Source organism: Dokdonia sp., assembly GCF_039945015.1.
Lineage (GTDB): Bacteria > Bacteroidota > Bacteroidia > Flavobacteriales > Flavobacteriaceae > Dokdonia.
In genome coordinates this window covers 1-11,251 of sequence record NZ_JBDUXP010000007.1, presented here as the reverse complement: position 1 = coordinate 11,251, position 11,251 = coordinate 1, and the positions used below count along the sequence as shown (strand labels likewise).

The 11,251-nt window shown below is 36.9% G+C and carries 7 protein-coding genes; 2 read left to right on the top strand and 5 right to left on the bottom strand.

Annotated features, from left to right (window positions below; genetic code table 11):
- Positions 1-92 precede the first annotated feature (92 nt).
- Entirely contained in the window at positions 93-884 is a 792-nt protein-coding gene (locus tag ABJD27_RS06780) for a hypothetical protein (protein ID WP_348172711.1), read from the bottom strand.
- Positions 871-2,118, bottom strand: coding sequence for a glycosyltransferase N-terminal domain-containing protein (locus tag ABJD27_RS06775; RefSeq protein WP_348172714.1), 1,248 nt, complete (start codon positions 2,116-2,118; stop codon positions 871-873). The genes ABJD27_RS06780 and ABJD27_RS06775 overlap by 14 nt, the downstream gene beginning before the upstream one ends.
- A 136-nt stretch (positions 2,119-2,254) precedes the next feature.
- Between ABJD27_RS06775 and ABJD27_RS06770 the strand changes: the two genes are divergently transcribed.
- Both ABJD27_RS06770 and ABJD27_RS06765 read left to right on the top strand, forming a co-directional pair.
- Positions 2,255-3,388, top strand: a complete 1,134-nt coding sequence (locus tag ABJD27_RS06770) for a DegT/DnrJ/EryC1/StrS family aminotransferase (protein ID WP_348172717.1) — start codon at positions 2,255-2,257, stop codon at positions 3,386-3,388.
- 8 nt (positions 3,389-3,396) lie between these two features.
- A complete protein-coding gene (locus tag ABJD27_RS06765; RefSeq protein WP_348172720.1) occupies positions 3,397-4,677 on the top strand; it encodes an amidohydrolase family protein in 1,281 nt (426 codons plus the stop codon).
- A 93-nt stretch (positions 4,678-4,770) separates the two neighbouring features.
- On the opposite strand, the gene ABJD27_RS06760 is transcribed toward ABJD27_RS06765, so the two are convergent.
- From ABJD27_RS06760 to ABJD27_RS06750, 3 genes are all read right to left on the bottom strand, one after another.
- Positions 4,771-6,780: an OmpA family protein gene (locus tag ABJD27_RS06760; RefSeq protein WP_348172722.1), complete on the bottom strand. Its 2,010-nt coding sequence runs from the start codon at positions 6,778-6,780 to the stop codon at positions 4,771-4,773.
- Positions 6,781-6,813: 33 nt separating this feature from the next.
- Complete coding sequence (locus ABJD27_RS06755; protein WP_348172725.1) at positions 6,814-7,776, bottom strand: type IX secretion system membrane protein PorP/SprF; 963 nt, start codon at positions 7,774-7,776, stop codon at positions 6,814-6,816.
- A 63-nt stretch (positions 7,777-7,839) separates the two neighbouring features.
- Positions 7,840-11,251 (bottom strand): gliding motility-associated C-terminal domain-containing protein (locus tag ABJD27_RS06750; RefSeq protein ID WP_348202018.1); only part of this gene is annotated, 3,412 nt, incomplete at its 5' end.

The window sequence follows — 11,251 nt, the reverse complement described above, 5'->3', positions numbered from 1 at the left end:
CCGTAAAAATCATGATTTATACACGTATTATTTTGTTTAACCTTTAAAAACATCTACCCTATAGAAGAGTTCTTATATATCTAAAAAAATGATTAATATACTTGTAGGTGAATATGATCATCATGACGCACAGCGCGACATCCATGGTACCTTAATTTAGGATGTCTTACTTTCATTCTATCTCTTAAATGAGGTTCTAAAAAAACTTTAGAAATAGAAGGATGTTTGACTATACTTTGTAGTAGTTTTCTTGTTGCATCTTCAGAAAAATTAAGATCATCATGGGTAGTTCCTAATGTAAGGTATTTCGGAAAGTCATATTGCCAATATCCTTTTTGTTTACATACAGTAATCTGATCATATTCTATTTCTCTAGGAGATACAAAAATACCATACCCACTTATAGAAGGTTTTGCATTTGTAACGTTTCCTTCTTTATTTTTATAAAGCAAAGAAATATCTAATTTCTTTCCATCTTTATGACTTAAATGTGGCAATAAAGGAAAGCCATCAAAAAAAGGGAAGTTCGCATCTAAACAATGGATGGCAACATCTGGATATGACTGTCTTAATACATGAGAAACATCTGCCAATACTATATTTACTTCTGGCACTACATAATCTCTATTTGCCAATGATGTAAAAAACATGTGTATCTTAATAGCATCATTGGTTTTAATTTTTTCTCTTCCAAAAACGGGTGCTACATAAGGAACTATTGCAAAAGTAGCGATAAGGTATACTATTATAAAAGCAAGTCCTCGTTTTAAAGGACGTTTTTTGTATAGCAAAAATGCTATTATATAAACAATCCCTCCTATTTGTGTCGTTATTGTAAGAAAAACAATCCACAAGAATCTCAAAAATAATTTACCCCAATTCATGTACCGTCGTTAGATACTCCATAACGGTTCTAGTAGCCCCAGTATTGCTATTAATAAAATGTCCAGCGATCATTCCTGTTTGTGTTCGAAATTTCTGATCAAAGAGTAATTTATTTAGTATTTTATTAAGCTCTTCTTGATTTGCTACTGTATATAAACCGGCTAGTTGTTGTAATCGTTTTGCTTCTGGGAATTTTTCAAAATGAGTTCCTATAACAATAGGCACTCCAAAAGTGGCAGGTTCTAAAATATTATGCAATCCTGTTGTACCCATAGCTCCACCTACATACGCTACATCTGCATAACTGTATATCTTTGTAAGTAATCCTATCGTATCTATAATAAGCACATCATACGTTGCTAGATTTTTCCCTTCTTTTTCTGAGAACAAAACTGTTTTTACTTTTAATTTCTCTTGAAGGCTTTTGATTTTTTCCAATTTTATTTGATGTGGTGCAATAATAAATTTTGAGACACCTTCATTATTATTTATAAAAGACACCAAAACATTCTCATCTTCTTGCCAGGTACTTCCGCAGACTACACATAAATTATTGGCTTTAAAATCTGTAACAAAATCTAGTGTATTATCCATTTCTATTTGACGTGACACACGATCAAAACGCGTATCTCCACTTATGGTCACAGATTGCAATTGTAAAGTCTTTGCCGCCATGGCTGAAGCATTATCTTGTAGAAAAAAATGATCAAAGGCATCTAAGCTTTTAGTCATCCATTTTCCATACCATTTAAAAAAAGGTTGATTATTTCTAAATACTCCAGATAATAGCACTGTTTTTATGTTTCGGCTTTTTAATTCTGTAAGATAATTAGGCCAAAATTCATATTTAATAAAAAACACCAACTCTGGATGTACTAAGTCTATAAATCGTCTAGCATTTGATGGCGTGTCTAATGGTAAATAGGTGGTCGCTTTCGCGAAAGCGTTATTCTTCTTAATCTCATATCCAGAGGGTGAGAAAAACGTAATCACCAATTGATGTTCCGGATATCGCTTTATAATCTCTTCCATCACAGGAACTCCTTGTTCATACTCTCCAAGTGAGGCTGCGTGAAACCAGATGATTCTGTCTTGAGGTTGAATACGCTCTTTTAATATAGAAAAAACAACTTTTCTACCCTTCACAAAGAGTTTCATTTTTGAGCTAAAAATTCCTGAAAGCGGTAAAATAGCTTGTACTATAGAGATGATAATGGAATAGATACTACGCATACTATGCTAAAATAGCGCTTTGTACTAAAATAGATTGTTGGAAGGAGGGAGTTTTTGTATTTTCGTTACATCTTCTTAAAGAAGATTTCAATCAATCCTATCTCAATAAAGGGCAAATGCCTTCGTATATATACCTATGAAAAAGATACAAATGGTTGACCTTAAAGGTCAATATCAAAAGATAAAAGAGCGTATAGATGCATCTGTACTAGAAGTTATTGAATCTAGTGCCTTTGTGAATGGTCCAGAAGTACATGCTTTTCAAAAAGAACTTGAAGAGTATCTAGGTGTAAAACATGTGATTCCTTGTGCAAATGGAACAGATGCTTTACAAATTGCCATGATGGGCTTAGGTTTACAACCAGGAGATGAAGTCATTACTGCAGATTTCACCTTTGCTGCCACTGTAGAAGTAATTGCATTATTACGCCTTACTCCTGTGCTGGTAGATGTAGATCCTGTCAATTTTAATATTGACATAGAAGCTATTAAAAAAGCAATCACTCCAAAAACAAAAGCAATCGTCCCTGTACATTTATTTGGTATGGCTGCAGACATGGATGCTATTATGGATCTTGCAAAAGAGCATAATCTGTATGTTATAGAAGATAATGCACAAGGAATAGGTTCTGATTATACAGGGCGTAATGGACAGAAAGTTAAAACCGGTGGTATCGGTGATGTAGGAACTACTTCTTTTTTCCCTTCTAAAAATTTAGGGTGTTATGGAGATGGTGGTGCTATTTTTACAAATGATGATGATCTTGCTCACACCATAAGAGGCATTGTAAATCACGGAATGTACAAACGTTATCATCATGATGTAGTGGGTGTCAATAGTAGATTAGATTCTATACAAGCAACTGTACTTCGCGCAAAATTACCAAATCTTGATGCATACAATACAGCACGTAGAGATGCTGCTCGCAAATACACCGCCGCATTTACTAGTGAAGAAAAAATTATAACTCCTACCATTTGCGATCATTGCGATTGTCACGTTTTTCATCAATACACACTACGTGTAAAAGACACAGATCGTGATGCACTGGTTGCTCATTTACAAGCAAATGAAATCCCATGTGGAGTCTATTATCCAATCCCATTACATAGACAGAAAGCATATCTAGATGATCGTTACGATGAAGCTGATTTTCCAGTGACAAATCAACTCGTACAAGACGTGATTTCCCTACCTATGCATACAGAACTTGATGATGAACAGATAGCATTTATTACAACGACAATTATTGATTTTGTAAACAAATAAAACCACTCATGAAAAAAGTAGCACTTCTAGTTCTTGCACTTTGTCTATCGATGACTTCTTTTGCACAAGAAGCAATTCTATTACATTGCGGTAAACTCATAGATACCAAAAGCGGAAAAGTCCTCACAGAGCAAACAGTGACCATACAAGGATCAAAAATAGTTTCTGTTGTCAAAGGGTATACAACCCCAAAAGGGAATCAAACAGTTGTTGATCTCAAATCAAAAACTGTAATGCCTGGTCTTATAGACATGCATGTTCATATTGAGGGAGAGACAAGTCCTACTCGATATATTGAGCCTTTTACAAAAAATGAAGCTGATGTTGCTTTTACATCTTCTGAAATTGCAGAACGCACCTTACTAGCTGGTTTTACAACGATACGTGATCTAGGAGGTAGTGGTGTAAATGTATCTCTACGTAATGCTATAAATAAAGGGACTGTAGATGGACCTCGTATTTTTACCGCCGAAAAAGCCATAGGAACTACAGGCGGGCATGCCGACCCAACAAACGGTTATAAAAAAGATCTTATGGGTAATCCAGGTCCTGCAGAAGGAGTGATCAATAGTCCAGAAGATGCCCGTAAAGCGGTACGTCAACGCTATAAGAATGGAGCCGACTTAATTAAAATTACCGCTACTGGTGGTGTTTTAAGTGTAAGCAAGAATGGTGTCAATCCTCAGTTTACACAGGAAGAAGCAAATGAAATCGTAAAAACCGCCAAAGAATACGGAATGCATGTGGCTGCCCATGCCCACGGAATAGAAGGAATGCAACGTGCTATCAAAGCAGGTGTTACGACTATTGAGCATGGATCATTAATGGATAAAGAAACTGCAGACCTTATGAAGCAGTACAACACGTATCTTGTTCCTACACTATCTGCTGGACGTTATGTAAGACAACAAGCTGATATCCCTGGGTATTATCCAGCCATTATTATTCCTAAAATCATGAAGGTAGATGCTGGTATCCGAGAGACAATGAAAATGGTTGCGGAAGAAGGTGTTAATATCGCTTTTGGAACCGATGCAGGTGTATTTCCTCATGGAGAAAATGCAAAAGAATTTATCTATATGGTAGAGACTGGTTGGTCTCCTATGTTCTCTATTCAATCGGCAACGATTACAAATGCAAAAGTGCTTGATATGGAAGGGCAATTAGGACAGCTCAAAGGAGGTTTTCTTGCCGATATTGTCGCTGTAGATGGAGATCCTATAAAAGATATTTCTGTAATGACAACTGTTTCCTTTGTTATGAAAAATGGTGTTATTTATAAACAATAAATGATACGCTTTCGCGAAAGCGTATAAAAGTAAAAACCCGATGTATCGACTAGACACATCGGGTTTTTATTAAGTTGGGTAAATCGCAGTTATTTATCTTGCTATAATGATAAACTCACTTCTCCTATTAAGCTGGTGTTCTCCTTCTGAACAATTTACATCATTACTACAACGGTTTGTAAGTTGTGTTTCTCCATAGCCCCTTCCTGTAAGCCTACTTCTGGATATCCGCCCTACATTTACAATATAATCTATCGTAGCTGTATTTCTTCGTTGTGACAATGCTATATTATATGCATCATTTGCACGGCTATCTGTATGACTACGCACATCTATTTTTGAGTTTGGAAATTGCTCCATAAATGCAATCACTTTTATAAGTTCTCGTTCTGCATCTGAACGAATAAATGATTTATCCAGATCAAAATAGATAGGTTTTAATCCCAGTAATTCATTAAGATCGTCACCTACATTTACTTTTACAGGAGGCTTTAAATATAAATCTCGTTTTAGTTCTCTGCCTGCTTCTATATCTGTTATGACAATTGCTTCTGCAGGATCGTAATTTTCTTTTTCTGCTCTCACTACATAGGTGTCATTACAACCTATACCATCAAAGCTGTAATTACCAGACACATCTGATGTAGTTTGGGTAATCACATTGTTTTGTCTATCTCTTAATTGCACCCTCGTCATAGGTAATATTTCATCTGTTTTTACATCTTTTGTGATTCCAGAAATCATTTGACCACAATTGGTTAATAATTTTTTTTCTCTTGTAAATCCATAAATATCATCATTCCCATGTCCTGTCGGGCGATTTGAAGAAAAATAACCAACTCCTTTCTCATTATTTAAAATAAGCCCGAAATCATCATAGCTACTATTTACTGGTTTTCCTGCATTATAAGCATCTCCAACAGTTCCATCATCTTCTATTTGAGCCACAAACACATCTAGACCGCCTAGCCCTACATGACCATCTGTAGCAAAAAATAATCTTCCATCTTCACTTATAAAAGGAAATGTCTCTCTACTTTCTGTATTAATTCTTTCCCCCAAATTCTTGGGATCTCCAAAAGTCCCATCTGAATTAATGGATACACTCCAAAGGTCAGAAAGTCCTTTTGTCCCTGGCATATCTGATGCAAAATAAAGTGTTTTTCCATCTGGACTTAATGCTGGATGTGCCACAGAATATTCATTACTATTAAAAGGTAATTCTTCGGCAACACTCCATAGTCCGCTTTCGCGAAAGCTTCTATATAATTTTAAATTATTAGTCCCAGCTTCATCTCGTCTTAATTTCTTATTTGTATAATTATTACGTGTAAAATACATGATATCGCCTACGTCATTAAAGACAGAACTACTCTCATGATATTTTGTATTTGCTTCTCCTTCTAATTTATTAATTATAGGTTGATCACTTTCTGGGTTATCTATTATATAAAGATCTAAAAAAGGTTGATCATTCCAATCATGTATTAAATCCCCTGTGCGGTCTTCTCTATTTGAAGAAAAAACAAGACGTTCTCCATAAAAACTAGGACTAAAATCTTGTAATTCTGAATTAATACTGACCGCTTTTACACTATATCTTCCTGACTGCCTCTCGATTTCGGCGAGATAGTCTCGTTCTTTTGCAAACATCTGTCCTCTACTATCTCCTCCGCTTGCTTTTTCAAAAGCGTCCATAACTTGATCTGCCTCATCATATCGTTGTACACTTTTTAATGATTGTGCATATCTAAAATAATACTCTGGGGCAATACCATTACCTCCTCCTGTACTTACTAACTGACTATACCAAGTAACAGCATCGCGATATTCTCCTGTAAAATAGTAAGAGTCTCCTAAGTTTTTAAGAATTTCGGGAGATGAATATCCTTTTTTAGCTATCCGGAGATATAAATCTCTCGCATCTACAAAGGCATAGTTATCAAACTTTTTTTCTGCCTTTTTCTCTCCTCCAACTTTCTTTTCTTTTACAACTTGTTTTGCCTCATCTCCTATTTCTTGTCCATAAGACAATCCTTTAATACCCATAAGAAAGGTTACTATAAGTGTATAACGTATTGCTTTTTTTATCTGAAACATCATTTTGTCCTATACTTTAATTTAACTTAACTGATATTAAAAGAATCTCGGTGAGATGAGACGTTTTGGTTTATTTAAGATTTCAAATCTTAAGAATACTTCATAACTTCCATCATTAAACTGTTGTAATTCTGTAGTTTCTCGATCATATGCAAATCCTAACATCAAACCATCTGTTATTTGAAATCCAGCCAATGCGCTTACTGCTGCGCTCCATCTATATGCTAATCCTAATGTTAGTTTATCATATAATAATGCATTTGCAGTAATATCAACTTGCAATGGAGCTCCTGCCACCCATTTTACAAGTCCTGCAGGTTTGAATTTAAAGTCCTCGGTAATATCAAATACATATCCTGAAGTGAGATAATAGTTGATTCGTTCTCTAGCTAGATATGTAGCATTAGCATCATTACTATTATCACTATCATCAAAATGTTCAGTACGCAATAGATTGGGAGCACTCAAACCTAAATAGTATTTATTTGTATAATAGAATAACCCGACACCTACTTGAGGAGAAAACTTATTATCTATATTATCTTGAGCAGTTGCTAGTACATCTCCATTTTGAAAAGGATTTGCTTCACTATATCTAACATCTAATAGATGGACTCCTCCTTTAATCCCAAAAGCTAGTTTTCCTCTATCACTTGTAGGAATTGTGTAACTAAAATCTATATCTATATACGTTTCATTCGTAATAAATATCTCATCATTAACTACATTTAGTCCTAAACCTACCCGTTCTGATTGACCAACAGGAGAATGAATAGAAAAGGTTTGTGTACGAGGTGCACCATCTAATCCTACCCATTGACTACGATGAAGTCCTAGGATACTGACTCCTCCTCTTGAACCTGCATAGGCTGGATTAATACTCTGTGTATTGTACATATACTGAGTGTACTGCGCATCCTGTTGGGCTACAGCTCTCTCTGTTTGCAAACCTAAAACTACTATAGCCAGGGCTACTATGGCGTTGTAACTTTTTCTCATAGGTGTTTATTTTAATCTGATAGATGAGTGATTACTCACCTATCAGATATGAATTAATTCTTGTTATCTATTAATGTATAATGGTCCTGTTAACTGCTGTAGTCTTCCCTCACTATTTGTGTATTCTAATACATAATAATAAGTTCCTACTGGGAGTAAACGATCTTGATCTATAGTGGCACGACCTGTAGATTCTCCTCTAAAGAAATTATCTCCTTGACCGTATCCTCTTGTATCAAAGACTAAAACTCCCCAACGGTTATATATACGCACCGTATTATTAGGGAATTGTTCTATTCCTCTAATGACAAAGACGTCATTAAGTCCATCACCATTTGGTGTTACGATATCAAATACTTCAATACCATCTTCTATATCTAGGTCTCCATTATTTTCTTCTAAGAAATCTGGAATTCCATCATCATCATCGTCTCCTAATTCATCACCATTTGGTATACCATCATTATCACAATCGGCTTCTAAGAAATCTGTGTCAGGTTCTACAGTTTGGCTATCTACAAGGAAATCACAAGGATCATTCGGGTCGGTTCCGTCATTTGCTTCATCTCCATCTGTCACACCATCACCATCCGTATCTGAATCTCCTGGGTCAGTCCCATCATCTATCTCATCGCCATTATCAACACCATCATTATCACAGTCTAAGTTTTCAAACTCTAATGAAGTAGGAACTGTCTGACTATCTACAAGGAAATCACAAGGATCATTTGGATCAGTACCATCATTTGTCTCATCACCATTAGTTACACCATCACCATCACAATCGGCATTATCGTAATCTTCATCCGTAGGCAATGTCTGACTATTAGAATTAAAATCACAAGGGTCATTCGGATCGGTACCATCGCTTGCTTCATCACTATCAGTAACACCATCACCATCCGTATCTGGATCTTGTGGGTCTGTCATATTACCATCTGGATCAGCATCCGTATCTGGATCATCTTCTCCAGTAACTTCCTCTCCATTATTAAGACCATCATTATCACAATCTAAATCATTCCACTCCATTGATGGGTCTAATGTCTGACTTGCTAATTCAAGATCACAAGGATCATTTGGATCGGTACCATCATTTGCCTCATCGCCATCGGTCACACCATCACCATCTGTATCTGGATCTTGTGAATCTGTCATATTACCATCTGGATCGGCTGGAGTATCTGGATCATCAACACCTGTAGTCTCCTCCTCATTTGTTAATCCATCGTCATCACAATCTGCATTATCATATACAGGATCCGTTGGAAGCGTTTGACTTGCTATTACTAAATCACAAGGATCATTTGGATCGGTCCCATCATTCGCCTCATCACCATCACTTACACCATCCCCATCGGTATCTGGGTCTTGTGGATCCGTCATATTACCATCTGGATCGGCTGGAGTATCTGGATCATCAATTCCTGTGGTTTCCTCTTCATTTGTTAAGCCATCATCATCACAATCTGCATTATCATATACAGGACCCGTTGGAAGAGTCTGACTTGATACTTGTAAACTACAAGGATCATTTGGATCAGTACCATCATTTGCCTCATCACCATCGGTCACTCCATCACCATCCGTATCTGGATCTTGTGGATCCGTCATATTACCATCTGGATCAGCTGGAGTATCTAGATCATCTATTCCTGTGGTTTCCTCTTCATTGGTTAAGCCATCATCATCACAATCAGCATTATTATAAGCATCATCTGGCATTACTGTTTGACTAGCAATCACTAAATCACAAGGGTCATTCGGATCAGTACCATCATTAGCTTCATCACCATCGGTCACTCCATCACCATCGGTATCTGGATCTTGTGGATCTGTCATATTACCATCTGGATCGGCTGGAGTATCTGGATCATCTATTCCTGTGGTCTCCTCCTCATTGGTTAAGCCGTCATTATCACAATCAGCATTATCATATACAGGATCCGTTGGAAGAGTCTGACTTGATACTTGTAAACTACAAGGATCATTCGGATCCGTACCATCATTTGCCTCATCGCCATCACTTACTCCATCACCATCAGTATCTGGGTCTTGTGGATCCGTCATATTACCATCTGGATCGGCTGGAGTATCTGGATCATCAATTCCTGTGGTTTCCTCTTCATTGGTTAAGCCATCATCATCACAATCTGCATTATTATAGGCATCATCCGGCATTACCGTTTGACTAGCAATCACTAAATCACAAGGATCATTTGGATCAGTACCATCATTGGCTTCATCACCATCAGTCACTCCATCACCATCAGTATCTGGATCTTGTGGGTCAGTCATATTGCCATCAGGATTGGCTGGAGTATCTGGATCATCTATTCCTGTGGTCTCCTCTCCATTATTAAGGCCATCATTATCACAATCCTCTTCATTATATTCAGCTGTCACTGCTCCTACATCTTGATTTACTGGATTATAATCACAAGGATCTAATGGATCTGTATTATCAGTATTGATTTCTATATCATTTGTAACACCATCTCCATCACAATCTGCATTATTAAATGTGTCATCAGGAATTTCTGTCTGATTTGCAATTACTAAGTCACAAGGATCATTCGGATTAGTTCCATCTAATGCCTCATCACCATCAGTAACACCATCACCATCAGTATCCGAATCTAATGGATCTGTGATATTACCATCTGGATTTTCTGGTGTAATTGGATCATCTACTCCTGTAATTTCCTCTTCATTAGTCAAGCCATCATTATCACAATCTGCATCATTAAAGACATCTTCTGTTGGGAGTGTTTGATTAGCAATTATCAAACTACAAGGATCATTTGGATCAGTACCATCACTTTCCTCTTGTTCATCAGTCACGCCATCTCCATCACCATCTAGATCACAAGCTCCAATCAATCCATCACCATCTAGATCAACACCAACTGTCGTCACATCTGTTACTACTCCCGTATCATACGGAGCTACTGTCACTGATCCATCAGGATTCACTCCTAAACCTAATGTAAGTGGATCACCTACACCAAACTGTCCGCCATCGCCGCCATCTGCATTACTATCTCCATACGCTTCATTGGCATCACTACAGCCATCACCATCAGAATCTGTATCTAAGAAATCAGGACCATCTGCATTCGCTGGATCACTATCGATTGGAGTATTCCCCATACCTGCTGTACTTGGTACTCCATTATTATTCGTACCATCACCATCAGTATCATCTGCCATCCCATCATTATCATTGTCTACACCACCACTCTCATCTACATCATAAATACCATCATTATCTGCATCCAAATCTAAGTGGTTTGGTACTCCATCACCATCAAAATCATACACATCTACTACCCCATCACCATTACCATCTACTCCAACATCAGTATCCATATAGTTTGGAATACCATCATTATCATCATCACCGCTCGGTACTGGTAAACTGTTATCTACTTCATCGGTATCTAAAATACCATCGTTATCATCATCTAAATCT

Excerpts from the sequence above, each read along its gene's own strand:
- ABJD27_RS06770 (WP_348172717.1), top strand. The coding sequence starts at position 2,255 with ATGAAAAAGATACAAATGGTTGACCTTAAAGGTCAATATCAAAAGATA.
- ABJD27_RS06780 (WP_348172711.1), bottom strand. The coding sequence starts at position 884 with ATGAATTGGGGTAAATTATTTTTGAGATTCTTGTGGATTGTTTTTCTT.
- ABJD27_RS06755 (WP_348172725.1), bottom strand. The coding sequence starts at position 7,776 with ATGAGAAAAAGTTACAACGCCATAGTAGCCCTGGCTATAGTAGTTTTA.
- ABJD27_RS06760 (WP_348172722.1), bottom strand. The coding sequence starts at position 6,780 with ATGATGTTTCAGATAAAAAAAGCAATACGTTATACACTTATAGTAACC.
- ABJD27_RS06775 (WP_348172714.1), bottom strand. The coding sequence starts at position 2,118 with ATGCGTAGTATCTATTCCATTATCATCTCTATAGTACAAGCTATTTTA.
- ABJD27_RS06765 (WP_348172720.1), top strand. The coding sequence starts at position 3,397 with ATGAAAAAAGTAGCACTTCTAGTTCTTGCACTTTGTCTATCGATGACT.